Annotated in this window: 24 protein-coding genes and 3 pseudogenes; 12 read left to right on the top strand and 15 right to left on the bottom strand. The window is 34.9% G+C overall.

The window, feature by feature from the left end:
- Nucleotides 1–2,385: C47 family peptidase (locus GHI93_RS10100; RefSeq protein ID WP_170272435.1), on the bottom strand; the 2,385-nt coding region annotated here is incomplete at its 3' end.
- Nucleotides 2,386–2,431: 46 nt separating this feature from the next.
- Nucleotides 2,432–2,872 (bottom strand): hypothetical protein, encoded by a 441-nt coding sequence (locus tag GHI93_RS10095; RefSeq protein WP_153496936.1) that lies wholly within the window; start codon nt 2,870–2,872, stop codon nt 2,432–2,434.
- 253 nt (nt 2,873–3,125) lie between these two features.
- Here GHI93_RS10095 and GHI93_RS10090 point away from each other — a divergent pair, with 253 nt between their 5' ends.
- Together GHI93_RS10090 and GHI93_RS10085 are read left to right on the top strand one after the other, a co-directional pair.
- The gene (locus tag GHI93_RS10090; protein ID WP_246177080.1) at nt 3,126–3,398 is read left to right on the top strand and encodes a hypothetical protein; all 273 of its coding nucleotides are present in this window, start codon (nt 3,126–3,128) and stop codon (nt 3,396–3,398) included.
- Nucleotides 3,399–3,470: 72 nt separating this feature from the next.
- A complete protein-coding gene (locus tag GHI93_RS10085) occupies nt 3,471–3,659 on the top strand; it encodes a DUF1307 domain-containing protein (RefSeq protein ID WP_153496935.1) in 189 nt (62 codons plus the stop codon).
- A gap of 65 nt (nt 3,660–3,724) precedes the next feature.
- On the opposite strand, the pseudogene GHI93_RS13110 reads toward GHI93_RS10085, so the two are convergent.
- Nucleotides 3,725–3,832: pseudogene (locus GHI93_RS13110) on the bottom strand (IS982-like element ISLgar3 family transposase); the annotation flags it as partial.
- A gap of 73 nt (nt 3,833–3,905) precedes the next feature.
- On the opposite strand from GHI93_RS13110, the gene GHI93_RS10075 reads away from it, so the two are divergent.
- Together GHI93_RS10075 and GHI93_RS13295 are read left to right on the top strand one after the other, a co-directional pair.
- Nucleotides 3,906–4,070, top strand: a complete 165-nt coding sequence (locus GHI93_RS10075; RefSeq protein WP_153496933.1) for a hypothetical protein — start codon at nt 3,906–3,908, stop codon at nt 4,068–4,070.
- 301 nt (nt 4,071–4,371) lie between these two features.
- A pseudogene (locus GHI93_RS13295) lies at nt 4,372–4,515 on the top strand (IS30 family transposase); the annotation flags it as partial.
- 21 nt (nt 4,516–4,536) lie between these two features.
- Here the strand turns inward: GHI93_RS13295 and GHI93_RS13100 are convergent.
- Nucleotides 4,537–4,767: a putative holin-like toxin gene (locus GHI93_RS13100; RefSeq protein ID WP_281347492.1), complete on the bottom strand. Its 231-nt coding sequence runs from the start codon at nt 4,765–4,767 to the stop codon at nt 4,537–4,539.
- 335 nt (nt 4,768–5,102) lie between these two features.
- Here GHI93_RS13100 and xerS (GHI93_RS10065) point away from each other — a divergent pair, with 335 nt between their 5' ends.
- The 3 genes from xerS (GHI93_RS10065) to xerS (GHI93_RS10055) all read left to right on the top strand — a co-directional run bounded on the left by xerS (GHI93_RS10065) (nt 5,103) and on the right by xerS (GHI93_RS10055) (nt 7,950).
- Nucleotides 5,103–6,158, top strand: coding sequence for a tyrosine recombinase XerS (gene xerS / locus GHI93_RS10065; RefSeq protein WP_153496931.1), 1,056 nt, complete (start codon nt 5,103–5,105; stop codon nt 6,156–6,158).
- 93 nt (nt 6,159–6,251) lie between these two features.
- A complete protein-coding gene (locus GHI93_RS10060) occupies nt 6,252–6,518 on the top strand; it encodes a hypothetical protein (RefSeq protein WP_153496930.1) in 267 nt (88 codons plus the stop codon).
- Nucleotides 6,519–6,879: 361 nt separating this feature from the next.
- Nucleotides 6,880–7,950: a tyrosine recombinase XerS gene (gene xerS / locus GHI93_RS10055; RefSeq protein WP_153496929.1), complete on the top strand. Its 1,071-nt coding sequence runs from the start codon at nt 6,880–6,882 to the stop codon at nt 7,948–7,950.
- Between the two features lie 84 nt (nt 7,951–8,034).
- Here the strand turns inward: xerS (GHI93_RS10055) and GHI93_RS10050 are convergent, their stop codons facing one another.
- The 6 genes and pseudogenes from GHI93_RS10050 to GHI93_RS10025 form a co-directional block, all read right to left on the bottom strand.
- Complete coding sequence (locus tag GHI93_RS10050; protein ID WP_153496928.1) at nt 8,035–9,615, bottom strand: glycoside hydrolase family 13 protein; 1,581 nt, start codon at nt 9,613–9,615, stop codon at nt 8,035–8,037.
- Nucleotides 9,616–9,672: 57 nt separating this feature from the next.
- Nucleotides 9,673–10,497, bottom strand: coding sequence for a carbohydrate ABC transporter permease (locus tag GHI93_RS10045; RefSeq protein ID WP_153496927.1), 825 nt, complete (start codon nt 10,495–10,497; stop codon nt 9,673–9,675).
- A pseudogene (locus tag GHI93_RS10040) lies at nt 10,494–11,368 on the bottom strand (carbohydrate ABC transporter permease). The gene GHI93_RS10045 and the pseudogene GHI93_RS10040 overlap by 4 nt, the downstream one beginning before the upstream one ends.
- A gap of 9 nt (nt 11,369–11,377) precedes the next feature.
- Entirely contained in the window at nt 11,378–12,640 is a 1,263-nt protein-coding gene (locus GHI93_RS10035; RefSeq protein WP_153496926.1) for an ABC transporter substrate-binding protein, read from the bottom strand.
- Nucleotides 12,641–12,773: 133 nt separating this feature from the next.
- Nucleotides 12,774–13,802, bottom strand: coding sequence for a LacI family DNA-binding transcriptional regulator (locus tag GHI93_RS10030; protein ID WP_211368889.1), 1,029 nt, complete (start codon nt 13,800–13,802; stop codon nt 12,774–12,776).
- Nucleotides 13,803–13,891: 89 nt separating this feature from the next.
- A complete protein-coding gene (locus tag GHI93_RS10025; RefSeq protein ID WP_153496924.1) occupies nt 13,892–15,055 on the bottom strand; it encodes an MFS transporter in 1,164 nt (387 codons plus the stop codon).
- 186 nt (nt 15,056–15,241) lie between these two features.
- On the opposite strand from GHI93_RS10025, the gene GHI93_RS10020 reads away from it, so the two are divergent.
- Nucleotides 15,242–15,688, top strand: a complete 447-nt coding sequence (locus tag GHI93_RS10020; RefSeq protein ID WP_153496923.1) for a helix-turn-helix domain-containing protein — start codon at nt 15,242–15,244, stop codon at nt 15,686–15,688.
- A gap of 90 nt (nt 15,689–15,778) precedes the next feature.
- Here GHI93_RS10020 and trmFO read toward each other — a convergent pair whose 3' ends face one another.
- Together trmFO and topA are read right to left on the bottom strand one after the other, a co-directional pair.
- On the bottom strand, nt 15,779–17,128 hold the full coding sequence (gene trmFO, locus GHI93_RS10015; RefSeq protein ID WP_153496922.1) for a methylenetetrahydrofolate--tRNA-(uracil(54)-C(5))-methyltransferase (FADH(2)-oxidizing) TrmFO: 1,350 nt from the start codon (nt 17,126–17,128) through the stop codon (nt 15,779–15,781).
- Nucleotides 17,129–17,160: 32 nt separating this feature from the next.
- Entirely contained in the window at nt 17,161–19,293 is a 2,133-nt protein-coding gene (topA, locus tag GHI93_RS10010) for a type I DNA topoisomerase (RefSeq protein WP_153496921.1), read from the bottom strand.
- 463 nt (nt 19,294–19,756) lie between these two features.
- On the opposite strand from topA, the gene GHI93_RS10005 reads away from it, so the two are divergent.
- Genes GHI93_RS10005 through menC form a run of 4 tightly spaced genes read left to right on the top strand, consistent with a single transcriptional unit; the run spans nt 19,757 to nt 24,364 of the window.
- Complete coding sequence (locus tag GHI93_RS10005; protein WP_246177079.1) at nt 19,757–20,782, top strand: isochorismate synthase; 1,026 nt, start codon at nt 19,757–19,759, stop codon at nt 20,780–20,782.
- 4 nt (nt 20,783–20,786) lie between these two features.
- Nucleotides 20,787–22,439 carry a 2-succinyl-5-enolpyruvyl-6-hydroxy-3-cyclohexene-1-carboxylic-acid synthase gene (gene menD, locus GHI93_RS10000; protein WP_153496919.1) on the top strand — a complete coding sequence of 551 codons (1,653 nt, stop codon included), beginning with the start codon at nt 20,787–20,789 and terminating at the stop codon, nt 22,437–22,439.
- On the top strand, nt 22,429–23,274 hold the full coding sequence (gene menH / locus GHI93_RS09995) for a 2-succinyl-6-hydroxy-2,4-cyclohexadiene-1-carboxylate synthase (protein WP_170272433.1): 846 nt from the start codon (nt 22,429–22,431) through the stop codon (nt 23,272–23,274). Before menD ends, menH begins: the two co-directional genes overlap by 11 nt.
- Complete coding sequence (gene menC / locus GHI93_RS09990; protein ID WP_153496917.1) at nt 23,240–24,364, top strand: o-succinylbenzoate synthase; 1,125 nt, start codon at nt 23,240–23,242, stop codon at nt 24,362–24,364. Before menH ends, menC begins: the two co-directional genes overlap by 35 nt.
- A gap of 5 nt (nt 24,365–24,369) precedes the next feature.
- Here the strand turns inward: menC and GHI93_RS09985 are convergent, their stop codons facing one another.
- The 3 genes from GHI93_RS09985 to budA form a co-directional block, all read right to left on the bottom strand.
- Nucleotides 24,370–25,014 carry a pyridoxamine 5'-phosphate oxidase family protein gene (locus tag GHI93_RS09985; RefSeq protein WP_246177078.1) on the bottom strand — a complete coding sequence of 215 codons (645 nt, stop codon included), beginning with the start codon at nt 25,012–25,014 and terminating at the stop codon, nt 24,370–24,372.
- A 110-nt stretch (nt 25,015–25,124) separates the two neighbouring features.
- The gene (gene dprA, locus GHI93_RS09980; RefSeq protein WP_343030360.1) at nt 25,125–25,967 is read right to left on the bottom strand and encodes a DNA-processing protein DprA; all 843 of its coding nucleotides are present in this window, start codon (nt 25,965–25,967) and stop codon (nt 25,125–25,127) included.
- 89 nt (nt 25,968–26,056) lie between these two features.
- Nucleotides 26,057–26,782: an acetolactate decarboxylase gene (budA, locus tag GHI93_RS09975; RefSeq protein ID WP_153496914.1), complete on the bottom strand. Its 726-nt coding sequence runs from the start codon at nt 26,780–26,782 to the stop codon at nt 26,057–26,059.
- Between the last annotated feature and the right edge of the window lie 85 nt (nt 26,783–26,867).

Here is a 26,867-nt window from a genome sequence, read left to right as displayed (position 1 = left end):
CGTTCCGCATAAGTTAATGATTGAAGCACTAGAAGAAACATAAAATGTTTTCCCCCACCACGGATTCCAAATCTCATAGTAAGGTGCATGCGTACTAATATCGCCATCTTTAGGAATCACATAGCCAACAATTAATATTGCATGCCCCGAATTGTTCTCCGTCCCACGTGGTGCATCATTATCCTTATCAAACACATCCATTTCAATAGGTTGACCATTATCAATTTGTTGTTTTACTTCTCCAAATGTTAGCTTTCTGTCAATCACATCAGCGGCAACCTGATATTTGTTCTTAAGAACGGTAAGACTACTCTTAATATCCTGACCGCCCATCTTTTTTAATTGTTCTTCGGTTTTACCTGGTAAATAAGAAGCCATCAAATCTTTTGCGGTGACCACATTATTGGTTGATTCATTAGAGATCTTATTTAAACTATTGATGATTGCAGCAGCATCGTATTCAGCACACCAGGGTTCTTGACCTTGTACTTCTCTGACTGAAAAACTAGAGATTGTTTTAAAATTTGCATTTGATTTCACATCCGTAACAGAAGGATTTGTCCCCGTCCCTGTAGAAGGAAAAACAACCTTATCATCTATTTTTTTTGCTCTGATGTTGTAGAGAGTAACTTCCTCTTGAAAATCATCAACCGCATTCCCATAAAGATCAATTGTTGAAAATGTATCATAACTATAATTCTTCTGTCGTTCGAACAAGAGGTCTACATTTATTTTTTCTTTAGCAGTCGGAACCCATCTAGCATAAGGTACAACATCTTGGTCTGAAAAAGTAACCATGTTTGGCTGATAACCAGCTGAATTATTCATGTAACCCGTACCAATGAGCCCATAATTTTTTAATCCCGTACTCTCTTTACTTGCTTTTAAAAGTGTCAAATAAATCCGCCCCGTATCATTCAGAGCCATAGCTTTATCCTTAGAAAATCGGCCTTGATTGGTATCAAATTCAAAACCAAGAAAATGGTACCAATCCATAATTTGTTGCGCACTAACAGCATCGCTTGAACTAATCTTAGCGAACGATTCTAAATCAGAAATTGTTTTTTGGTGATTCCCATCCTCATAAAGATTAATAAGTTTAACAGCGGATTCCTTGACTTCTTGAGAAGGACTAGGTGTTTTTTTTCTAAGTAAAATGTTTACTCCGTTTAACATTTTAGAAGTACCAGTTTTTCCTAGTATTTCACCATTTTTAACGTAATCCGTGTAGCCCGTTCCTTCAATATAACCAGAATAGTAAATGTCATATTGTTGAGCAAGTTTGCCAGTTAAATTAATTTTAATTGCCTCTATTCGTAAACTTTGACCTGTTGTACCAGCCATTGCTCCATCAGATACAGCTGCCTGCCATCCAATATTTTGAACATGAGCACTATAACTAATCCCACCTGTGATTCCTTCAGGCAGGTGTGTAACATTTGCTTTGAAAGCTTCCATCCGCAGGGTTCCACCAGGGACACCTGTCCAACCAGAAGTTACAGCGGGCATCCAAGCTTTATTTTGCATGTATGTGCCATAAGAAATAGTTGGCACATCATGAGATTGTGTAGCCTTAATAATGGAGGAATCTGTAAATTCAACTGAAGAATATTGCCCTGATATTGTCTTCTTTGATTGAAAAATTCCACCCACCCTATTACTATCAATGGTTTGGGCATTTATCATCGATGGATCTTTCTTAATATCCGTAATGGTTTGTTTCCATTGATATTTGCCTGAATTTTGGGTGTTTTGTTCATCGCTTTTCGAGTTATTAAAGCTAAAAGGTTGGTTTTCCTGTCCATCTTGGATCATCCCATCACCAAGATTGATAGCTTCGATGAAAGATTTATTCAGCTTTGGATTTTTCGCAACTGCTACATCATCGTGCGCATAGAGCAATCCTGCGTATGCCCCACCTAACCAGTCAGTGGTGTTCGAACTTGAAAGGATAGGGATAATCGGTATAGAGGCATCTAATTTTTCTTTAATTTCATTGGTAGTTAGTGGGCGATTAATGAGTGTGGCAGTATATCCAACGTGGTGTAGCCAAGCTACAGCTTGTTCTGGTGTTATCGTAGCACCACGAAGTTGTGCATCGGTTGCACCAGGATAGACATATCGTTTCACATCCCTTGGACTATCCATTACTGTATAGTTTCCGTAACCTCCAACAGAGTCCTTGGAAAGGAGAGTTGTAAGTGTTTGAGGTAATACATCAGTAGAATCATCAACATAAACATTTAAAAAAGCATTATTCAGTTCTTTAATTTGTTTAATTTCAACAGAAACATCATCTTTAGTAACAATATCTTTACTCGTTGTATAGGCAGCTACGCTCGGTGCAATGGTGGAAAATAATAATAAAAGTATTCCCATGGTCATGCCAACCTTGACTATCAATTTTTTATGAATCATTTGTTCCCCTATCTTATTCCTTAAATGTAATTAAATATTTCATTTTACCATCCGAGACATCTCGAACTAAACTTATTCCTGATATTGCTTGTTTTGTTTCGATGGTTTCTAGCTTTTCAATACTTACTTTTTCATACCCTTTCTTCCCTTGGATATAAAAGTCATTTTTTATCGCTTTCTCATTAAATTTCCCTAAGGACTTGGAAACACTAGCAGAAATTTCTTTTTGTGCAGCTGGTTTCACTTCTGTCACAACTTTTGGCTTCCCTGTGTCTAAACTCTTTTGAGTTATCTTCTTTCCCCTAGATTCTGAGGACGAATCTAAGTCCGTCACTGTCGAATCCGGTGTACTGATTTTGCCTCCCGAATAGGACGATTGCCTTAACCCTCCCCCTAACGCTAAAAGCACTAAAAGCACTAACCCACCGGTGATTAACTTCTTCGTTTTGTTCATTTTTTCTCCTTATACTTAAGTTTGGCTTAAGCTAATCATATCATAAGCGCTTTCATTTTTCAATATTAAATTGACATTTTTTATATTGCAAATTTTAAAATGAAGTTAGCCACCCTGATCCCAGCAAAAAACACCTGAATCTCTTATACTAGAAGTTCGATCAAATAGTATAAAAAGGAAATTCAGATGCAAGACTATTCTAACACAACCCCTACCAAAGGCGAACAGCTGACTTATCAAGACAGGCTGAATATTGAGCGTTGGCACAACAAGTCACCAAGCAATTGACCGTTTATTAAATAAGGTTCATGGAACGATTGATAACGAAATCAAGCGAGGGATAATCCAGCTCAAGCTGAAGGTAAAATACTCTGCCCAAAGGGCTCAAGAAAATTACGAAGCTTTGAGGGTAAACAGTGTCCGTCCTAGTAAACTCACGCCTGAAATTGACCATTATGTGAGCGCACGTCTTAAAGAAGCCAAGGACTCTCTGGAGGTCATTCATCAGGAGCTAGAAGGCATCTAGCTTAGGAACCTTTATAACTGCCTCGCTATCTTTTTACTTAATTTTACACTAAAATAGATTTATCGAAAAACTTTGCAACAGAACCAAAAAATACACGGGATTCGTGGCATATCCACAAAAATCGATTATTCAACAGACGACAAAGGAACGGCCATGATTCGTGAAAACATTCTCTTTGATTATGAGAAAATTAATCCAAAAGATATTTCTGATTTAACAGGGGAGTTAAGCATGGTGATCTATCAAAAGATAAGAAAGTAAGTCTTAAAAAATCAATTGAAACATTAAAAGCCGACCACTTTGAACACGGCTACGCACAATAAATGACTTACGATCGCATGAAATTTTAGACCGTAAAACCAGACTTTCTTAGTTGCATTGTATCCTATATCTGCGATTTCACTCGCTCCTTTCGCTCTGAAATTTCGAATCGGAAAATTTTTACCGAACATTGACTTGGATAATCGGTAAATTCCAAAAATAAAAACTGGCGATGAAGCTGTCGTAATGGCAAATGAACAATTCTCTCGCATTCGAATTACCAAAGTTATAAATTCTAAAGATGGAATTGTAAGATGGGCTGGTGGTCAACTACAAGTCACACAAGAGGTATTGACAACTGTTAATCAAGAAGTTGATAGAAAATTTGTAGAAAAGCAGAAGAAGTCATAACTCATAATTTAAAAATTTTGGCGACTATTTCTATCATATTTATCATGCACTTGTTATAATTAAGGGTATGAATAGAATTACAATTAGAAACAGAATCAACAGAAAAATGAAGAAAATGCCTTATTACGTCAGAGAATATTGCATTTCAAGATTATCTTATCCGTACAGTATTTGTACTATAGACGCTTATCTTTGCGATTTTCAAAATTTTTTTGAGTGGATGGTCTTTAAAGGATATCTCTCATCTGCTAAAAAAGTAGAAGATGTTAGTTTGAATGAGCTAAATAAATTGAAAAAAACTAATGTTGTGATTCGCAGATTTTTACCTAAGGGCACAATAAAAACGACCGTTAGAGCGGTCGCTCGTATTGAAAAGTGGATGAACAACTATCCACGAAAATTATTTAATTACAAGTCTCCGACTCAGATGGTTAGGGGTGGCTAACTTCAACTTGCAATTTGCCTTTTATTTTGAAAAGGGAGAAAAATTCAAAGAATTGCTTGAACGAGATGAAGATAAACAAGAACGGTAGCCAAACTTTATACTTAAAGAATAGTCGTCGGTTTCGCTAAAAGTTGACGGCCATTTTTTATTGTTTTTATCATTCAGTACTAACACCAACATTGCAAAAGCAATCATGAGTGAAAGTGCTTGATAAACTGACAAATTTTTCGCCTTTCTTTCACGTGAGGGCATACTCACAGAACCATTCCCATAAGCATTACCTCACTAGATTCTAGGCTACCGTCTTTTCACTTACTACTCTTTTATTCTATCATAAAAAACTTGCAATTCTAATATTTATCGGAAATCACAGGCTTTTTTTTGATATTTTCTTATATCTCAAATTACTACTATATCTAGCAGTAGGTCTATTATTATTTTATAGTAGTAGATGTAGTAGTACATATAGTTGTATTTATATTGCTATATATGTTGCTATCAGTAAAATAATTTATACATGAATATCCTTTTTGACAAAATACAGATTATTTCTTAAAATAAGATTAGAATTTTAAGAAAGGCTTAACATGGAAAATTACAACTCAAAACTTAATGAACTTATAAAAGAAATGCCCTTTTATGTGAAAGACTATTACCGTTCAAAGCGAGCAAGTGCTTATAGTCTATCAACACTCTATCGTTATTTACTTGAATATCGTCGCTTTTTCCAATGGCTAATAGACAACCGTCTCATCAAAGCACGAAAGATTGAAGAAATCACATTATCTGATTTGGAAAAGCTTCCTAAAAAGGATATTGAAGCCTTTCTCATGCGGTTTAGGGAGGAGCTATTCACTAAAAATCCTAACAATGACCACCAGAGTACGCTTCAAAGAGCGCTGGCTTCACTAAAAGGACTCTATCGTTATCTGGCAGATGAATCCGAAGATGAGAATGGTAATTCTTATATTGAACGCAATGTGATGAGTCGAGTTAACTTGAAGAAAAAAGAGAAAACACTCGCTTACCGAGCTGCACATTTAGAGGATAGACTTTTTCTAGGAACGGAAACCAATGATTTTCTCAAATTTGTTAAAGAAGATTATCACAAGTCCCTTTCCAAAAGACAAGAAGTAAGTTTCAATAAAAATAAGGAACGAGATTTAGCAATTTTATCTTTGTTCTTGGCTAGTGGATTAAGAATTTCAGAACTGGACAGCGTTGATATGGATAATTTTAATATCGAAAATTTAACGATGCGAGTTTGGCGAAAAGAGGGATTATTTGATAGTGTTTCGATTGCTCCATTTGCAAAACCTTATTTAGAAAATTATTTATCTATTAGAAAATCGCGCTACCCGACACCTGAAGATGTGGAGCCTTTATTTCTTGCTTGGTATGCTAAAAAATCCGCACGCATTTCAAATGCGACAATCAGCAAAATTGTCAACAAATATTCTGCAGCTTTCAAAATTCGAGTTACGCCACACATGCTGAGACACACATTAGCTACTAGGCTCTATCAAGTAACCAGTTCACAGCTTGTGGTTAGTCATCAACTTGGACACTCCTCAACACAAGCCACCGATTTATACACGCATATCACAAATACAGAGTTAAAAGATGCATTGAACAAGCTATAATTTCCTTGATTTTTCATTTTCAATAAGTAAAAAGGTTTTTTATTTTGTTATAATAGATTTGTTTAGTAAAAATCAACAAAAGGAGAATGGCCATTGAAAATCATCAAAGCGGTCCATGTCGATGGCATAGACAAAAAAAGACGTTACTGGATTGTCCCAGAACATCTCAAAGCTATTCGGCTTAAAAGGGGCGACGAAGCGATCGTAAATACCTCTCAGGGACAAGCCAAAGTACGAATCGTTGGAGTAACCAACTCAAAAGAAGGTTTTATTTATTGGAAAAAAGAAAACGCTCGTGGAAAATTTCAAGTTACGCAGGAAGTTGTCAAGTTTTGTGACAAAGCACCTTTAAATCCTTAAAAAAGTAAAAAAGCGAAATCGATACTTGATTTTCGGAAACATTTTTGGTATAATTGGGACAAATAAAAAAGTGCGCAAAAACGTAATTTTGCGCACCCGCGAATAAGAAAATCTGACCTTTCTCATTCGACTCATTGGTATAATTATAAATAATTATGCAGGAAAAGTCAAGTGAGAAAGGTTCGATGTTCGAATCTTTTTTTGCTGACGTATTTGGAAACATATTTTAATGATTATTCTTTGTTTAAATAGTATGTATTCAGGGATTGCATGCATTATGCTTTAGAAAAAAGACCAACATCTTTCCGAAAAACTGTAATTTTCTTGACAAATGTTGAGCACTTCTGATATAATCATAAGCATGAAACGTGCACAATTAATCCAAAATATTGAAAAACTAAAAACTATGATGCCAAATTTCGTCTTAGAATACTATCAATCTAAGTTGGCAGTTCCATATAGCTTAACCACACTCTACGAATACTTAAAAGAATTTGAACGCTTTTTTAGTTGGCTCATCGATTCTAATGTATCTGACGCACAACACATTTCCGAGATTTCACTTTCTTGTCTTGAAAATCTCAGTAAAAAAGATTTAGAATCCTTCATTCTCTTTTTACGTGAACGTCCTCGTTTAAATACTTACTCCACACAATATGGTGTGAGTCAAACGACGATCAATCGAACGATAGCTGCTCTTTCAAGTCTTTACAAATATCTGACCGAGGAGGTTGAGGACGCTGAGGGCGAACCTTATTTTTATCGTAATGTCATGAAAAAAGTTCAAACTAAAAAAAAGCACGAAACACTCGCTGCTCGTGCTGAAAATATTAAAGGAAAGCTTTTTTTGGGGGATGAAACCCAAGGATTTCTTGATTACATTGATGAAAAATATGAAAAATCCTTATCCAATCGAGCATTATCAAGTTTTAAAAAAAATAAGACACGTGATTTAGCCATCATTGCGTTGATTTTAGCTTCTGGAATTCGTTTATCTGAAGCGGTTAATATTGATGTACGTGACTTACATTTGAATACGATGATTGTCGAGGTGACACGCAAAGGAGGAAAAAGAGATGCTGTTAATATCGCTGACTTTGCAAAATGTTATTTGAGTGAGTACCTTGAAATTCGTAAGACGCGTTATGCCCCAGAAAAAAAAGAGTTGGCTTTATTCTTAACCCTGTACAAAGGAACTTCTTCTCGCATTGACGCTTCTTCTATTGAAAAATTGGTAGCTAAATATTCTCAAGGATTTAAAATTAGAGTGACCCCTCACAAACTTCGTCACACTCTAGCGACTCGACTTTACGCTGAAACAAATTCTCAAGTTCTTGTCAGCCATCAGCTCGGACATGCTTCAACACAAGTGACAGATCTCTATACACATATTGTCAGTGAAGAACAAAAAAATGCTTTAAAAAATTTATGATTCAAAAATGACGAGTGGGTTAAGAATTCAAAATCGGATTCTTAACCCACTCGTCATTTTTTTGGTTTATTCCTTAATAAGTTATTATATTTGCACTGAAAAGGCCTGCCATGGCGCAAGTACAATGTTTTTTAAAGTTGATGGAATTTGACCAATAACACTGGATTTTATCTCATAGGGTAGAGAAAATTGCTCTTTTTCGTTTGATAAATTCGCAACGACCAAATACCTCTCGTTTTCATAAGTTCTTATGTAGGAAAACACATTTGAAGCACTACTAAGCAGTTCAAAGTCCCCATATACAATCCAATCATTATTCTTTCTTAATGATATAAGTTTTTGATAAGTTTTAAAAATTGAATTCTCATGATTTATTTCAGAAGCGACATTGATTTCAGTATAATTGGGATTAACAGCAATCCACGGTTCAGCTGAAGTGAAACCAGCGTTATTTTGATTTGTCCACTGCATGGGAGTCCGTGCATTATCTCTTCCAACTTTCTTAATACTATTTAAAATTTCCTCCTCTGAAATTCCGTTTTTAAGACGTTCTTTTCTCATATTTAATGATTCGATATCTTTAACTTGATTTATATCTTTAAAAGGAAAATTTGTCATCCCTATTTCTTCTCCCTGATAGATGTATGGCGTCCCTTTCATTAAATGAAGAACAATTGCAAAGGCCTTGGCAGATTCAATTCGGTATTTAGAATCATTCCCAAAATTTGAAACTAAACGTGGAAGATCGTGATTGTTTAAAAAAAGTGAATTCCATCCGTGTTTTAGTCCCTGCCATTTAGCTAGGATCTGTTTAATTTTTGGAATGGATATAGATTCAGCATCCCATTTCTCATTAGGCCAATTAGATGTAATATGTTCAAATTGAAAAACCATTGACAATTCATCATGACTAGGATCTGAATAAAGTTCTGCAATTTCTGGTGTTGCTCCCCAAGTTTCACCGACGGTTAACAGATTTCTTCCTCCAAATGTAGCGCGATTCATCTCCTTTAGATAATCATGTAATTTAGGCCCATTTCCTGTGATTTCTTTATCAACTTCTTTACCAATCAAATCTATGACATCCATTCTAAAACCACCAATACCTTTATCAATCCAAAAGTTCATCATATCATAAATCTCTTCATGTACTTTTGGATTATCCCAATTCAAATCTGGTTGTCGTTTACTAAATAAATGCAAATAGTATTGTTTACTTTTTTCATCCAACTCCCAAGCCGACCCTGAAAAAGTTGATTGAAGATGATTTGGCTCGTCCCGCCATACATAGTAATCTCTATACTTATTATCTTTTGATTTTTTGGCCTCAATAAACCACTGATGTTCGTCAGAAGTATGATTAACAACCAAATCCATTACGATTTTGATCTCTCTTTTTTTGGCCTGATTGATTAGCTCATCCATATCTTCCATCGTGCCAAATTCGCTTGAAATAGCACGATAATCACTAATATCATACCCATTATCATCCATTGGAGATTGGTACACAGGACTAAGCCATATTGCTCCAATTCCTAATGTTTTTAAATAATCAAGTTTAGAAATGATGCCTTGTAAGTCTCCGACACCATCATCGTTAGCATCCATAAAAGATCTAGGGTAGATTTGATAAACAACAGTTTTTTTCCACCAACTTTTTTCCATTTTATTATTCCATTTCTAAAAATTACTGTCAATTTACATGATTGACAGTAAGTCATTTTATTTGATTGCACCTTCAGTCACACCCGAAATGATAAATCGTTGGAAAATCACATAGAGGATTAGAACTGGAAGGATGACCATCATGTACGAGGCAAATGCCAAGTTATATTGCGTTGAGAATTGGCCTTGAAAGACATATTGAGAAAGCTGAAGCGTTTGCTGATTAGGATCTGAAAGCAAGATTAAAGGCATCAAGAAATCATTCCATGTCCACATAAAGCTTAGTATTGCTACTGTCGCATGCATTGGTTTCATCATTGGGAAAATAACATATCGGAAAACTTGCCATGGTGTTGCCCCGTCAATTGTAGCTGCCTCATCTAAAGCCACTGGAATTTTTTTAACAAATCCAGTATAAAGAAAAGTATTCATTGGTAATCCAAAAATTATGTATAAAAAGGTAATTCCCAAAATGTTGTCTAAATGAAACGTACTAGCTTGTTTTACCAGCGGAAGCATCAATACATTAAAAGGAATAAATAGCGCACTAATAAAGTAATAGTATAAACCATTAAATAATTTACTCCGATGCCGATTCCGTGAAATCGCATAGGCTGCCATTGAATTCGTCAATACTGTAAAAATCAGGTTAACGATAGTAATAAAGAGAGTATTCGCAAAATTTTTCCAATAATTTGTCATTTGAATTGCTTTAGTAAAGTTATCAAAATGAAAAGTTTTTGGGAAAGCAAGAACATTTACCATTTGATCAGGAGATTTAACAGAAATAACAAAAGCAATATAGAGTGGACCTAAAATACAAACTACTGCAATCACCAATAGTGTGAGAGTTGTTCCCCAATTAGTTTTTATTTTTTTCATAAATTACTCTCCCTTCTTTCTAACACTCTGAGTTGGAAAAGACTAATGATAACAACAATTAAGAACAAAACCACTGAGTTAGCAGATTGGATTGCAAATTGTCCTCCATTAAAACCTTTTGAATAAATCAAAACGGAAATTGATGTTGTAGCATTTCCAGGACCACCACCTGTCATTGCCATAATTTGATCAAATACCATCAAAAAGTTTTTAACAGACAGTACCATATTAATTGTGAAAAATGGGGCTAACAAAGGAAAAGTTAGTTTCCAAAAACGCATCCACCCAGAAGCTCCATCAATATCGGCAGCTTCATAGATTCCATTATCAATTGTTTGAAGTCCAGAAAGATAAATTAAAGTATTAAATGCAAGTGATTGCCAAACTGTAACAATTAAAATTCCAATCCAAGCATGCTCTGTACCTAAAATACTAATAGATAGTGCCTTAATTCCAATATGACTTCCTATTGATGGGATAATATTACTAAAAATAAAGTTAAATATAACCCAATAATTAATGTAGAAAGCATATAAGGTAAAAAATATGTCGCTTTTAAAAAACTTTTAAATTTAATTTTCGCATTTAACCCAAGTGCTAAAAGAAGACTTAAAATATTTACTAAAATTGTCGCAGCAATAGCAAATTTGAAAGTAAAAACATAAGCATCAATAATACTTGGATCAGTAAACAAGTGGGCATAATTATTTAAACCAACAAAACTCCATTCCCCAAACCCTTGCCAATTTGTGAAACTATAAAAGATTCCTTGCAAAAATGGAGTGGTATGAAATAGGAAAAATAGAGCAGCCATCGGCAACACCATGAGATATGCTGTCAGTGGAATCTTTTTTGTTTTATTTTTTTTCATGAGCTATCCTTACTTAGAAGTGTTTGCTGTTTTATATTGTTGATCTGCTGTTTTTAGAAATTGGCTAATATTTGACGAATCGCTCATTCCTTTTGTTTTGTTCAATGAAAGTTGTGACAAAAGTCCTGCCATCTGGAAACCTGCCGGGTAAAGGTGATCTGGATAATCTGTTACATCTCCTTTAGCGATATAATCTTTAACTGAAATCATCGCAGGATCAGTTTGTTCAACTCCTTTTACTGCGGAGAAAGCCACTTGTTCATTGATATATTTCGTAGCATTTTCTTTTTTCATCATGAAACTTACAAATTTTTTATCCGCTGATTTATGACTTGAATTTTTACCTACTGCAAAAAGCACGTCAACACCTGAAGAAAGTTTATTTTTACTTACATCATTAGTTGTTGGGAAAGGTATGAGTCCAAAATTTATTTTTGCATTCGTCTGTCGAATAACTGGAACAGTCCAACTTCCATTGATGATCATTGCAGATTTTCCTGATGCAAAATCTGATAAAGTATTATTATAATTTTTTCCCATAAAATTATTTTGGCCAAAATCAATCACATCAAGAAATTTTTGCGCAACTGGTTTCATATCCTTTGTAAAAGTGGTTTTATTTTGTTTTACTTCTGTTGAAAAGTTAGAAGGTTGTATGCTCGGCGCAACAGAGTTCCAAATACACATCGTTGTCCAATCATCTGTTCCTTGGAATCCAAGTTCAAGTGGTGTGACTCCATTTGACTTCAAAGTACCAATAGCTTTAGTAAATTCATCCCAAGTTTTTGGTGCCTCAATATTATATTTTGCAAAAATATCTTTATTATAAACAATTCCTGAGGCATTGGTGGCATAAGGAACACCATAAATTTTTGATCCACCATACATAGAAGTTACCGCTTTGAGATATGGTTCTTGAAGATTCTTTACAAAACCTTGATCAGAGAGGTCTTCAAGAACACCAGCTTTTGCAAGTTCTAAAAACGTCGCATCTCCACCACCAGAAATTACATCAGGAATATTATTTTTCGTCAAGCGTGTTTTTAAAACAGTTCCTCCATCGGCTGGTGCAGTAATATTAACTGTGATATTGGGATTTTCTTTATGAAAATCTGAAGCTAATTTTTTTAAAGTACTGGCATTTTCTGTTTTTGTCGAAAAAACTTCAATTGTTTGTTTCCCAGAAGCTGATTGATTTGATGAACATGCTGCTAAGCTTATTGCAGCAACCACTGATGCACTGCCTAGAATTACTTTTGAAATTGTTCTCATAATAATGTCTCCTTTTTATTTGGTGTTACGTAACACCTATCTGACAAAACCATTTTACAACATTCTGCAAGCGTTGTCAATTAAAACATGTTACATTAGCGTTACATTAAAGTAACAAAAAATGAGCAATTGCTCATTTCCTTTTTATTACTGACTTTCTTTCTATCAATTTCGCGGGTAAAGTAATAATCTTTTCTTTAACAAGACGATTAGAGATTAAACACTTAAGCAATTTAACAGATAGTTCTCCTTTTTTTGAAACATCTTGTTGTACTGTCGTTAGTCTTGGCCTTGATTCTTTTGATAAAAGATTATTGTCAAAACCAACAACCGAAAGGTCAAGGGGAATTTTAAATTCTCTATCTTGTAAAAAATTCATACTATCAACTGCATAAAAATCTGAAGCAAAAAACAAAGCATCAAAGTTTTTTAATATTTTATTATCAATTATTTCAGAAAGCTGTTGATGCCTTTCTTTTTCCAAATAACTTAGAAAAAAATAATATTCACTTTTAAAAACAAAACCGTTATCTTCATAAGATTTTTTTAATCCTTTTAAACGTTCCAAATCCACTCCTACAGGATTTTTGGAATCAGCAAGAAAAGCAATCTTTTTATGTCCAGTTGAAAAGAGATAGTCCCCTACTTGCCTTCCACCGTCAAAATCATCTAACCCTACATTATAAAACTTTTCACACTCTTCTTCGAGATAAGTATCAATAAAAACAGTTGGTACTCTAGTATTCTTTAAAATGTTTCTTGTATCTGAAGGAGAACTTCCTAAAATAATTAACCCTTCGATATTCCATGATTCTGATACTTTAATACACTCTTCATAATTTTTAGTCGTATATAAAATCATAAAATAGCCCATCTGTCGGATCTGTGTTTCTAATGCTCCAATTAACTCACCGTGGAATGGATCCTTGGTAACATTGAGTTCTTTACGATGCTCGTAAAACATGACGACGCCAATCAAACGTGAGCCATGACGTGCAAGTAGTCTCCCTCCCATATTTGGAACATATTTCGTATCTTTAAGAATTTTTGTGACTTTTTTAATATTTTCCTTAGAAACTTTGGTTGTGCGTCCATGAATAACGTTAGAAACGGTTGTAGGACTTAAACCAGCTAATTTTGAAACCTCTTTAATTGTTGTCATACCTTTAAATATAACAAAACATCCTAAACTATTCAATATCAATTCATTGAATTTCTTCATTTTTTGATAAAAACTGAAATTGTTGATACTTAATGATTACTTTTTAATTTTTTCATTCGTAAAGAGAGAAATCCTGTCACTAATAAGATAAGCGCAGATACGAAATATGGGAAAAAATGATTCACATCAAATAATGCTCCAGCTGCGAGTGGTCCTAGGATATTTCCAAAACTCGTAAAAGTAGAATTCAATCCATTAATTGTTCCTTGCTGATCTCCTGCATTTTTTGATAAATAGGTGGTAACTGCAGGTCTAAAGAGATCAAAAGCTAAAAATACAATAAATGTTGAAATCAGAACGACAATATTGCTTCGCGTTATTGCGATTAATGCGATGAATATCGCACTTAAGAAAAATGAATATTGTATTAATCGAATCTCACCAATTTTTTGAACAATTCGATCAAAATAAAAAATTTGAACGATTAATGCAAAAATCCCACTCACTGTGATAATCAGTGCAATGGCTTGAGTATTAAATCCAAAATTCGCATTTGCCATAACACTATAGATAGACTCAAAAGACTGCAGTCCGAAAGATGAAATCAAAATAATCACAAAAAGTGAAATAAAGAAGGGCTCTTTTAAGACGTTATAAACAGAAGTTTTTTGTTCTACTTCTTCTTGGACTGATTTTAATGGGTGGGATTCTTTAAGGCCAAATAAAGTGATGAAAAAGGCAAAAAGACCTAGTATCGCTGCGGCAAAAAAAGGATTTCGGATATTTCCAGAAGCAACAAGTCCACCTAAACCAGGACCAATGATAAATCCCCCACTGATCGCTGCTGAAACATACCCCATTGCTTTTGGTCTTTCCAAAAGATTTGTTAAATCTGCAACATAAGCAGTGACAGATGGCATAATCATTGCTGCTGATACTCCTCCAAGCGCACGTGAGAAATAAAACAATGGTAAACTTTGTGCCAGACCAAAAATGAGCTCAGAGACCGCAAAAATGAGCATTCCGACTGCGATAATCTTTTTTCTTCCCATTTTATCAGATAAAAAACCCGTTATCGGAGAGGCAATTAATTGAGCAATTGCAAAAATAGAAATCATCATCCCCATTGTTGTTCCTGAATATCCCATCTGATTTCTTAAATCTGGCATGATAGGAACAACTAATCCTACACCCACAAAAACCAAAAATAAATTAAATATAGCAATGTAAATCATCCTTTTTTTGTTCTGCATCATTTCCTCCATTCAAAAAGGAACAATCGGTAAATGTGACATGAGAGCCACTTTTGCAGATTTATTCCTTTGTTAGTTCTATTATAATCCTAATTCGGATTATAATCAAGCTTTTGATTTAACCTTTTTTAATTGACATTATTCCAAATTCGGATTATAATAAATAAAAAAATTTAGGATAATATCATGAAAACTCACAGAGAAAACATAAGAGAAATCATTACTTTGGTAAACACAATCGAAGGATTATATGATTTAGGCGCGAAGTGGAGGGGAGTAAAAGCAAACACACTTTATCTACTGTACGCAATCGCAGATGAAAAAATTCATACTCAAAAAAGTCTTCAAAAAGATTGGCTTTTCCCACGAACGACGCTAAATACAATCATTAAGGAATGTCAAGCCAACGGCTACATCTCTCTAAAACCAATCACTGGAGCAAAAAGAGAACTACAAATTTCACTCACTCCTGCGGGACTTGATTTCGCAAATCAAATCCTAGAACCTATTCATGTTGCCGAAGAAAAGGCGATAGAAATGACTCTCAATGAATGTTCAGACCAATTTATAAAAGACCTTCAGATTTTCACTGCTAACCTAAAATCCTCCTTTGATCACTCGGAAATCCATTAGTTAGCCCAGTCATTTTCTATAATAAAAGTTAAAAGCCATCAGAATTGATGGCTTTTCATTTAATTTCATTTACTGTGAGCGTTAATATTTTTAATCTTCCAATTGATTTACTTCAATAATTTCTGTCAGTACTGACAACGCACGCTCAGCAACTTTTGTATAACGTTCTTTCTTATCCCGAATACGTTCGCCACCCAGTTCTTCCATAATTCCGAAAGTAACATTCATTGGCTGAAAATGCTTACTGTCAGTGTGTGTGATATAGTAAGGCAGGCTTCCAATAGCCGTTGTTCTAGGGAAAATAACTTTACTTTCTCCATTATACAATTTAGCCGCATTAATTCCAGCCACAAGTCCGGCTGCAGCAGATTCTACATACCCTTCAACTCCTGTCATTTGACCAGCAAAAAATAGATTTTCTTGTTTTTTAGACTGGAATGTTTGAGTCAATAGATTTGGAGAATCCATGTATGAATTGCGATGCATCACACCATATCTAACAAACTCCGCTTGTTCAAGACCAGGTATCATTTGAAAGACGCGTTTTTGTTCCCCCCATTTCAAATGGGTTTGAAAGCCTACGATATTGTAAAGTGAAGCAGCCGCATCATCTTGCCGCAATTGAACCACAGCATAAGGTGTTTTAAAATCTCCATCTCGTGGTCCTTCGTAACTCTCTGGATACTCTAACCCAACAGGCTTCATTGGCCCATAGAGCATTGTTTTATAACCACGACTTGCCATCTCTTCAATCGGCATACATCCTTCAAAAACTTTCATTTTTTCAAATGTATGAAGGTCAGCAGTCTCAGCACCAATTAGTGCCGCTTGAAAAGCATTAAATTGTTCTTTTGTCATTGGACAATTATAATAAGCTGCTTCGCCTTTATCATATCGAGACTTTTTATACACCTTACTCAAATCAACAGATGAAATATCTACGATAGGAGCTGCGGCATCATAAAAATAAAACCCACTTCCTCCATTGAATTCATGGATTTTTTGTGCTAATGAATCTGAAGTTAAAGGGCCTGTAGCAATAATCGTTATCTCATCTTCTGGAATCTCTGTGATTTCACCACGAATAATTTCAATCAATGGATGGTGAGTCAGTTCATTTGTGATGAAATCTGAAAAACCTTCACGATCGACAGCTAAGGCACCACCTGCTGGGACCTGTGTTGCATTTGCTGAACGAATAACCACAGAGTCTAAGCGCCGCATCTCTTCTTTCAAAAGTCCAACAGCATTTGTTAAAGCAGCACCTCGAAAAGAGTTGGAACAAACCAATTCCGCAAATTTTGTTGTTTTATGCTGAGGAGTAGGTTTAACGCCACGCATTTCATATAATTTAACTGGAATCCCACGCTTTGCAATTTGATATGCCGCTTCTGATCCAGCTAACCCTGCACCAATTACGTTAATATGTGTTTTTTTCATCACTATCTTTCTAACTTAAACTCATAAAGGAGTTATTTTTGCTTTTCTTCTTCATAATCACAGGTATCAGACGAACAAACCACTTGTTTCCCACCGCCACGGACTTTCTTCTCCACTAAATAATGCCCTGATTTTGGACAATCGCGTCCCACGGGTTTATCCCAACTTGTAAATTCACATTCAGGATAGCGATCACAACCATAAAAAAGGCGATTTTTCTTAGTTTTCCGTTCAATCACTTGCCCCTTGTGACATAAAGGACACGTGACACCAATTTCCTTGACAATGGCTTTGGTATTATGACAATCAGGGAAATTACTGCAAGCATAAAATTTACCAAAACGACCAAGTTTAATGACCATTGGATGACCGCACAAATCACAATCAAATCCAGCTGGCTCATCTTTAATTTGGATTTTTTCCATCTCTACTTCTGCTTTATTAAGTTCTTTTGCAAACGGTTTATAAAATTGGTCAACGACAGAAACCCATCTTTGTTTTCCCTCTTCTACTTCATCCAAATCTCTTTCCATTTCAGCAGTAAATTCAGTATTGACTATATTTGGGAAGAATTCAACGATCAACGTATTGACAATTTCACCAAGTTCTGTCGGTTCAAAACGCTTGGTCACCAAACGCACATAATAGCGTTTCTGAATCGTTTCTAAAGTTGGTGCATAAGTCGATGGACGACCTACTCCGATTTCTTCAAGCGTCTTAACCAATGTCGCTTCAGAATAGCGTGCAGGAGGTTGAGTAAAGTGTTGCTCTGGTTTTAGAGCAGTTTTTTTAACCAGTTCTCCTTCTTGCATTTCTGGCAACATATTGTTTTTATCAGCATCATTATAAATCTTCAAATACCCGTCAAATTTAACTTGAGAGCCGTTCGCTGTAAAAATTACTCCATTTTGTGTGAGATTCACCTTTACAGTATCATAAAGTGCAGCAGTCATTTGACTCGCAACAAAACGATTCCAAATGAGCGTATAAAGTCTTAATTGATCTTTATCAAGATATTTCGCAATCAAATCAGGTGTGTTAAATACATTAGAAGGGCGAATCGCTTCGTGAGCATCCTGTGCCCCAGCAGCATTTTTGATTTTCGATCCGTGCTTACTATAAGCTTCTCCAAATTGATCAACAATATACTGCGCTGCAGCAACTTGTGCTACTGGAGAAATCCGTGTGGAATCCGTACGCATATACGTGATCAACCCCTGATGTCCTTGCGTTCCTAAAGTAATTCCCTCGTACAATTGTTGCGCAACCATCATTGTTTTTCTGGTTCGGAAATTAATTTTATTGGCAGCATCTTGTTGAAGAGAGCTTGTGGTGTAAGGTAAAGGAGCGTTGCGTGTTCTTTTTTTCTTCTCTACCTTTTCAACCTTAAAATCAGGGCCATCAAGTCGCTCCATTACCTCAATCACATCATCATTGTGATCAAGTGCGCGTTTTTTTCCATCGACTCCCCAAAAAGCTGCTGTAAATTTTTTAGTTCCTTTTTTAAATTCACCATTGATGCTCCAGTATTCTTTGGGAACAAAGGCATTAATTTCATTTTCGCGATCAACAATCAATTTCAGAGCAATAGATTGAACTCGCCCAGCAGATAAGCCTTTTTTTACTTTTTTCCATAGGATTGGACTAATAGAATAACCAACCAGTCGATCTAAGATACGTCGTGCTTGCTGCGCATCAACGAGATCAACATCAATGACTCGTGGCTCTTTAAATGCATTTTTAACAGCGTCTTTCGTTATTTCATTAAAGACAACCCGATTTTTTTCTTCTAGTGGCAAATTTAAGATATGAGCTAAATGCCAAGCAATTGCTTCTCCTTCTCGGTCCGGGTCACTTGCAAGATAGACGGCTTTTGCAGCTTTTGCCTCTTTTTTAAGCGAATTAATCAAAGGTGCTTTTCCACGGATATTAATATATTGTGGAGTATATTCATTTTCAATATCAACCGACATACTTGATTTTTTCAAATCTCGAATATGTCCGACAGAAGCAACAACTTTAAAGTTACGACCCAAATATTTTTCGATGGTCTTAGCTTTAGCAGGTGATTCTACAATAACAAGATTTTTTCCTGCTTTTATTTTTTTTGTTACCGCTTTTTTCTTTGCCTTAGGTTTTGTTTTTGTTTTTTCAGTTATTGGCATGGGTTCTTTCTACTTAAAATATTTTTATTTAATGATTTTAATGCATGTCACAGTTTTCAAACGTTAAATCAGACCAATTTTACTTGTTCTTTTTTCCCTTGTCAAGTAAGAACGATTTGATCCTCTCTCATCATAAAAGGTTTTTTTTAATAAGTCAAGTATTTATGTTTTCTTATAGGAAAAAGCAACTTTAAGCAGATAGTAAAATTATAGCTACATCCTTAAAAAATCTCACGTGAAAAGCACTGTTGTTTTATATTTTATTGTTGCAAAAGAGAAGTGCTTAATCCAAACTGACACTCGTGAAATTCATTTATGTTATAATACTTACATGAAAAACTATACTTATAGGAATGTTACTTTAAAAGAACCGTTATCTTTTTGGTCTGCTTTTCCTGTAGCAGATCAGCGTTTTTTTTGGTTTGATCCCATAGAACAAAACATTGTAATGGGGTGTGAAAAAATGGAAACGATTGATGAAAAGGACATTTCTAACGCTCCATTCGCTTTTTATACACAGCCTTTTTTTGATCAAATCAAGGGAAAAACATGGGGATCAATAACCAAAGAACTTGTTACTTTTAAACATTATTATACTGTTGATTTAAACAATAAAGAAAAAAATAAATTATACTCGATTGCTTTAGAAACTTTGCCTACAATTGTAGATCAAGAAATTCCTGAATTTCATCCGCATCTTAAATTATTAGAAAAAGATAAGTCTGAGTGGGAGCATCTTTTTCAAGACATTCAAGATGCACTTTCAACTCAAAAGATAGAAAAAATCGTCGCTTCACAAAGGATCACTCTAAAAAATTTATCAGGACATTTTCAATTTGAAGGCATTTTAAAACGCCTCATGAAAAATAATCCGCAAGCGTTTGTTTTTGCATATCAAAAAGGGGATTTCGTTTTTTGCGGTGCTTCTCCAGAGATTTTAGTAAAAAAACAGGGACAAAAAATTATGAGTTATGCGCTTGCTGGGACGATGTCAAAGGGAATAAAAAATGCATCACAGCTTTTATTAAATGATTCTAAAAATAGATTGGAACATCAAATTGTCGTCAAAAGTATTAAAGAAAAAATGCTCAAGGTAAGCGATGAGGTTAATGTATCAAAAATAGAAACAGTCGCTCTAAAAAATGTCTACCACTTGAGAACGCAACTGAGTTTAATAGACAAAAAAGCTTCATTGATAGCATGGGCAAAAATGTTGCATCCTACTCCTGCTCTAGGCGGATTCCCTCAAAAAGATGCACTTCATTTTATAAAAATCCATGAAAAACATGAGCGTGGTCTCTATGCTGCTCCGTGCGGATTAGTTAAGCAAAATGGGGATGGAACAATCATTGTTGGGATTCGTTCTGCCTTATTTACATCGGAGTATTTGTATGCTTTTGCTGGATGTGGCATAGTTTCTGAATCAGATTGTCATTCTGAATATGAGGAGATAAAATTAAAATTACAAACAATATTGGAGGCACTCTAATTTGATGGATTTAAAAAACGAATTCCTAGCACCACTAGTTGATGAATTCTTTCATTTAGGGGTAAGAGAGGTTGTGTTTAGTCCAGGTTCTCGATCAACCACACTTGCACTTTATTTTACACATTACAAAAAATATAAAACATTTGTTAATATTGATGAACGATCTGCTGCTTTTTTTGCTTTAGGTATTGCAAAATCACACAAGCGTCCTGTCGTCCTCGTTTGTACATCAGGTTCTGCTGGTGCCCATTATCTCCCTGCTTTAACAGAAGCAAAACACAGTCGAATCCCATTGATTGTCTTGACTGCTGATCGCCCCAATCACCTTCAATTTGTTGGAGCCCCACAAACGGTCAATCAAACTGCTTACTTTGGAAGTTTTGTAAAACATGATGAGCAACTTTCTACTCCAAACAAAGAAAATTTTTGGTCCTATCCTAGAAAAGTAGCTCAACGACTGATTTTATCTGCCCAAAATCTCCCTAAAGGGCCGGTACATCTTAATGTTCCCGTTGATGAACCTTTGATTCCAGATTTAAATCCTAATTATTTTAAAAAAGAATTTTTTCCTTTTCAAATACAAAAGGCCATGTTACACCCTTCATATCTTCCAGATCTTTCTGGGAAAATAGTCATTTTAGCCGGACCAGATAGTAATTTAACTGCACAAAAAGAGATGATTGAACTTGCTGAGCGGATAAAAGCCCCTTTACTTTGTGATCCACTCTCTAATCTTCGAAGCTTTGAAAGTCCAGTGATTATTGATGCTTATGATGCTTTTTTGGTAGATCATACACTTCAAGAAAAATTGCAACCTGACCTATTTATTCAATTTGGGCAAATTCCTGTTTCAAAACGAGTGCAACAAATGATCAATAATAATAAACAGGCGCAGTACATTCAAGTAGATGAAACGCTCGAATATCGAAATCCACTTCTTACGACGACTTTAATGATTCAATCCGATATTAAAAGTTTTTGTGAAGCGATTCAATCATTCAATAGAAATGATGCTTTTCTTTTGCTTTGGCAAGAAGCTCAAGAAAAGATGAGAAAAAAATTGAATCGTGTTAAAAATGAAAATGAATCCTTTGAAGGGAAGTATATTCAACTGATCCAAGAAGTTTTAAATGATGAAACTCAGATTTTAGTGTCCAATTCAATGGAAATTAGAGATGTAGATTATTTTTGGGAAGCTAAAAATTCATCGATAACATTTTTTGGAAATCGTGGTACAAATGGGATTGATGGACAAGAATCTACTGCACTTGGACTTTCTACAACAGGAAAACCGACCCTTTTGATTACTGGAGATTTATCCATGATTCATGATATGAATGGACTTTTGATTGGTAAAACTCATGAACTCAATCTTACTATTGTCCTATTTAATAACGATGGTGGTGGCATTTTCCATCATTTGGCACAAAAAAATCTGCCTTATTTTGATTATCTATTTTCAACACCACATGGGGTAGATTTTTCAGGACTTAAGCAATTGTTTCATCTAGACTATACGTTAATCACAAGTGATGCAATGTTTCGAGATCAACTCATGAAAATGAGCAAAAAAACTGGAGTACACCTGTTAGAGGTAAGAACAAATAAAAATTTAAGTCTTTTATTACATGAAAAATACACAAAAAATGAATTTTAAAGATCAAATGATTGAAATAAATCATCTTCAATTTCGCATCAGAAGACATGGAAAAGGAAAACCGATTTTGGCACTCCATGGTTTTGCACAGAATGCTGAGAGCTGGGATAGACTATCTATTGACGGTTATGAGGTTTTTGCACTGGATTTAATTGGACACGGAAAATCTGACAAACCAATTGATCAAGAACCTTATCAATTGAATGCAATATTGGATCAAATTCATCAAATTATTCACCAATTGTTTAAAGACCGTTCTTTTATTCTTCTTGGATATTCTATGGGGGGACGAATAGCCTTAAATTATGTAGAAACTTATGGTTCTAATTCCGTTGATGATTTGATTATTGAATCTTCTTCTCTTGGTATTTCGGATGAGAAAAGACGGTTAAAAAGACGGACATCAGATGAAAAGCTCGCATCTGAAATTGAAAATAAAGGCACAACGTGGTTTTCTGAATTTTGGGGAGGGCTTCCTATCTTTGCATCGCAAAAAAACTTAGATCAATCGCTTAAAAATGCGCTTCATAAACAACGGATTGAAAATTCCCCTCATGCCCTTGCACTCACTTTACGTTCAACTGGACAGGGTCAAATCCCAGCGATAAAAAATGAACGTTTAAAAATGCAAGAAAAGATGCTATATTTGGCTGGAGCATTGGATTTAAAATATACAAAACTTGCTCGGACTCACTTTAAGGATGTTTCAGTGATTGTTTCAGGTGTTGGCCATAATATTCATCTTGAAGCTCCTGTTGAATATAATCGATTGATCAAGGCACATTTAGAGAAGGAAAAATATGAAAATCAAGCACATCTCGATTCATCAAATTAAAATCCCATTGAAATTCAGTTTTAAAACTGCAAAAACAGAATTAAATGTTCGTGATAGTCTCATTATTATGATCGAAAATGAGAACGGAATAATGGGGTTTGGTGAAGTAGTCAGTTTTTTGACGCCATTTTATAGTGCTGAAACGCAAGAAATGTCTTTCGATGCACTTTATCATCATTATATTCCAAAACTGCTTCACCATCCTTTAAATCATCCTTTTGAAATTCACGAGTTATTAAAAAATGAGGAAATTTTTCCGATGGCCATTGCAGGATTAGAAAATGCCTTGTTGGATCTTTATTATAAAGAGAAAAATCAAATACTGATGCGTGAGATTTTTAAAGGAGAGCATTTTAATGACTCAATAGAGCGCGGTGCGGTCATCAGCGATCTTGGGATTGAACAAACGATAAACGAGATTGAAAAATTGAAAAAAGATGGTGTTCGAAGAATTAAAATTAAAGTTCATCCAGAAAATGCATATAAAAAAATGAAACAGGTGATGACGCTTTTTCCTACTCTTGATTTTGCGGTTGATGCCAACCGTTCATATAAATGGAGTCAATTGAATGAATATAAAAAATTAGATAAATTAGCGTTATTATGTATTGAAGAACCATTTGATACACAAAATATTTCAGATTATCAAAACATTTTGAAAGATTTAAATACACCTGTTTGCTTTGATGAAAATATAACTTCACTTTTTACATTAAATAAATTATGTAATGTACCTGGAAAAAAATGGGTAAATCTCAAAATCGGACGTCTCGGAGGACTTTATCAGATTCGTGAGGCAATCAACATCTGCAGGGCACACCACATTAGATTTTGGGTGGGAAGTATGGTAGAAACAGGCATCTCTAAAATTTTACATGTTCAACTTTCTGGATTAGCTGATAACGTAATGCCAGGAGATTTATCAGATGCTTCTCATTATTTTAAAGAAGATCTCATTTCTCCAGAAATTAAATTTGTGAACGGGAAAATGAAACTTCCAAATGGTATTGGATTGGGTGTTTCAGTAAATCTCGAACGTATTAAAAAATATACCATACACTCCGTCAATTTTGATGCTAAAAATGATTAAGGACGTTACTGTGACGTTCTAAAATCTAAAATTTTAGATCCTTCTTTGAAGTTTTCATAAAGAATAGAATCACAGGTTAATTGGATAATGGTCATATGCGCAGCATTTTCGTGGAGTGCAAGGATATGCGGTTCTGCTTCAATTAATTTTTTATTTTCATTGATTTCTTCAAATAGTTCGACATGCACTTGATTCGAGGAGAGACGTGCTCCATTCTCGAGGTTATTTAACCAGCTGGTAAAACTAACTTGTGGATGTGTTTTCATTTCTTGAACCTTGCGAGCATTTCGATCTGTGACCATGTAAAGGATATTTTCGTGTCTTTTAGATTGGGTAAAACTCATGAGTGTAGTTGAGGTTATCCCTTTGGAATTTTGTGTTGATAATGCAACATATCCTGGAACTTCTTGTAAATAACGCGAAAAATCACCGTGTTCATTTTGTGTTCCCACGATGCTTTCTTTTTTCTTACTTTTAGCCAATGTAAGAAAAACCAATGGGAGTGTTAAGAAAATATAGGCGATAATCGTTGCAAAAATAAAGGTTATACCAACATTTCCAGTAAAATTCGTTTCAAAAACAGCTAAAAAAATTAGTATGGCTAAAAAGAAAATTAAAAAAAGTTGTGCAAAGCGCTTAAAGTACATCATTCCTCCATCGTTTATAAATTAAAAGTTATTTGTTTTTATTTATTGTATCATAATATAGCGCGATGAAGTAATGGACTTTATTTTATTAAATCTACATTTAAATCTATCGGTTAGAATTCGTATTCTTCTAAAATATCATTTCCTTGTGTGATTAATTTTGCCCCTTGCTGGATGAGATGATGACATCCTGCTGAATAACTCTCTTGGATTGAACCTGGAATGGCAAAAACGTCTCGTCCTTCTTCCATCGCACGCTCGCAAGTGATGAGACTCCCACTTCTTATCTTGGCTTGTGCAACAACAACGCCTTTAGCTAATCCTGCAATGATACGGTTGCGTTCTGGGAAATGAAATTTGAGGGCCTTTTCCCCTGGGCCGTACTCTGTGAGGAGGAGTTGCTTTTTTGAGAGGTATTCTTGAAGTAGTCTATTTTCAGAGGGGTAAAAAGTGTCCAATCCTGTTCCAATGACAGCAATCGTTAATCCACCATTTTTTAGGTTTGCAATGTGACTTGCAGCATCAATTCCCTTGGCTAAGCCACTTACAACAACAAAGTGATTATTCATTTCTTTTATGATTTTTTGGACAGACTTGATGCCATCAATGGATGGGTTGCGACTGCCGACAAATGCGATTTTCTGCTTACTTAACAGCTCTAAATTTCCCTGATAAAATAAAAGAACAGGGGGATTATAAATATTCTTGAGTCGGACTGGATAACAAGCATCAAGAATAGAAAATGATGGAAATTGTTTGAACTGCTCTCTTAGTGTTTGAACATCTTGTGATTTAAAACGTTCGATAAAATCAGGAATTGATTTTACTTGTCCTATTTTTGCCATCGTTCTTAAACTTATTTGTTCTGGGTTTTTTTTGAGGTATTTAAGTAGGCGATAAACATTAAGATTTGTCATTCCTGCATTTTTCCATCGATATATTGTGAAATTTGATATAATCATTTAAATTCTCCTTACTTTTCTATACGAAATTGGAGCGAAAAAATCACAAAAAAAATCTATCAAAACTGGATAGATTTTTTAATTTACTTGTCTTGTGTTGCTTCTGCTACATCAATGTCTTTTTTTAGTTCTTCAAGGTTTAATTTAGCAAAAAGATATTTCCGATCTTGAACAGGAAAAGCTTGTTCAAGTTGATCAATCGCTCCTATTTCAACTTCTCCCTCATCCATTTCAAAGTCTAAAATGTGTCCTCCAAAACTGAAATCATCAGAAATGAAATGTAAATGATATCCCGCAACGCCAACACCATGAAACATCTCTGGTGTCCAAATGCCAACAATTGTTCCAGTCACATCATCCTCAGAATATTCTGGTTGATGATGTGAAACTTCGACAAATTTCACTCCTTCTTCTGCCCGTGGAATCATTCTGACGTGCATTTTAGAGAACCGACCTTTGATTTTAATGGAACGGAAAAGATTTTCACCATCAAAGTAACTTTCAATGCGCTGTTTAATTTCTTCATAGGTCGTTTTATAACGCTGTTTAAAAACGACTTCTGCACGATGGAAAACGACTGCTGCATAAGGGACTTTAACATCATTTGAGAGTTCTGTGATGGTTTTATCTCCTTTAGCTTGATAAGCTTTTCCATCTAAAACAATCAATTCTCCATCAATGGAATCAAGTGTTCCCACGCCAAGATCTCCGTGTTTTAGGAGTTCTCCAATTGTCATTGTTCCTTCATATAATCCAGACATTAACGCGCTTAACGTATTATATTGATAAAGTTTTGTGATTTCTGTCATGATAAATTAATCTCCTTTAATCTTCTTTTCCATTATACCAAAATTTAGTTTGAAAAGGATGTCGTCAGTACTGACAGAATCAAAA

Source organism: Lactococcus hircilactis (genome assembly GCF_009601015.1).
In the GTDB taxonomy this organism is placed as follows: domain Bacteria; phylum Bacillota; class Bacilli; order Lactobacillales; family Streptococcaceae; genus Lactococcus; species Lactococcus hircilactis.
The sequence above is the reverse complement of the archived record's forward strand: the minus strand, read 5'-3'. Positions and strand labels throughout refer to the sequence as shown.

What these genes read in the sequence shown, in the direction of transcription:
- GHI93_RS10095 (WP_153496936.1), bottom strand. Translation starts at nt 2,872, where the DNA reads ATGAACAAAACGAAGAAGTTAATCACCGGTGGGTTAGTGCTTTTAGTG.
- GHI93_RS10075 (WP_153496933.1), top strand. Translation starts at nt 3,906, where the DNA reads ATGGCAAATGAACAATTCTCTCGCATTCGAATTACCAAAGTTATAAAT.
- GHI93_RS13100 (WP_281347492.1), bottom strand. Translation starts at nt 4,767, where the DNA reads ATGCCCTCACGTGAAAGAAAGGCGAAAAATTTGTCAGTTTATCAAGCA.
- xerS (WP_153496931.1), top strand. Translation starts at nt 5,103, where the DNA reads ATGGAAAATTACAACTCAAAACTTAATGAACTTATAAAAGAAATGCCC.
- xerS (WP_153496929.1), top strand. Translation starts at nt 6,880, where the DNA reads ATGAAACGTGCACAATTAATCCAAAATATTGAAAAACTAAAAACTATG.
- GHI93_RS10050 (WP_153496928.1), bottom strand. Translation starts at nt 9,615, where the DNA reads ATGGAAAAAAGTTGGTGGAAAAAAACTGTTGTTTATCAAATCTACCCT.
- GHI93_RS10045 (WP_153496927.1), bottom strand. Translation starts at nt 10,497, where the DNA reads ATGAAAAAAATAAAAACTAATTGGGGAACAACTCTCACACTATTGGTG.
- GHI93_RS10035 (WP_153496926.1), bottom strand. Translation starts at nt 12,640, where the DNA reads ATGAGAACAATTTCAAAAGTAATTCTAGGCAGTGCATCAGTGGTTGCT.
- GHI93_RS10030 (WP_211368889.1), bottom strand. Translation starts at nt 13,802, where the DNA reads ATGACAACAATTAAAGAGGTTTCAAAATTAGCTGGTTTAAGTCCTACA.
- GHI93_RS10025 (WP_153496924.1), bottom strand. Translation starts at nt 15,055, where the DNA reads ATGCAGAACAAAAAAAGGATGATTTACATTGCTATATTTAATTTATTT.
- GHI93_RS10020 (WP_153496923.1), top strand. Translation starts at nt 15,242, where the DNA reads ATGAAAACTCACAGAGAAAACATAAGAGAAATCATTACTTTGGTAAAC.
- trmFO (WP_153496922.1), bottom strand. Translation starts at nt 17,128, where the DNA reads ATGAAAAAAACACATATTAACGTAATTGGTGCAGGGTTAGCTGGATCA.
- topA (WP_153496921.1), bottom strand. Translation starts at nt 19,293, where the DNA reads ATGCCAATAACTGAAAAAACAAAAACAAAACCTAAGGCAAAGAAAAAA.
- GHI93_RS10005 (WP_246177079.1), top strand. Translation starts at nt 19,757, where the DNA reads ATGGAAACGATTGATGAAAAGGACATTTCTAACGCTCCATTCGCTTTT.
- menD (WP_153496919.1), top strand. Translation starts at nt 20,787, where the DNA reads ATGGATTTAAAAAACGAATTCCTAGCACCACTAGTTGATGAATTCTTT.
- menH (WP_170272433.1), top strand. Translation starts at nt 22,429, where the DNA reads ATGAATTTTAAAGATCAAATGATTGAAATAAATCATCTTCAATTTCGC.
- menC (WP_153496917.1), top strand. Translation starts at nt 23,240, where the DNA reads ATGAAAATCAAGCACATCTCGATTCATCAAATTAAAATCCCATTGAAA.
- GHI93_RS09985 (WP_246177078.1), bottom strand. Translation starts at nt 25,014, where the DNA reads ATGATGTACTTTAAGCGCTTTGCACAACTTTTTTTAATTTTCTTTTTA.
- budA (WP_153496914.1), bottom strand. Translation starts at nt 26,782, where the DNA reads ATGACAGAAATCACAAAACTTTATCAATATAATACGTTAAGCGCGTTA.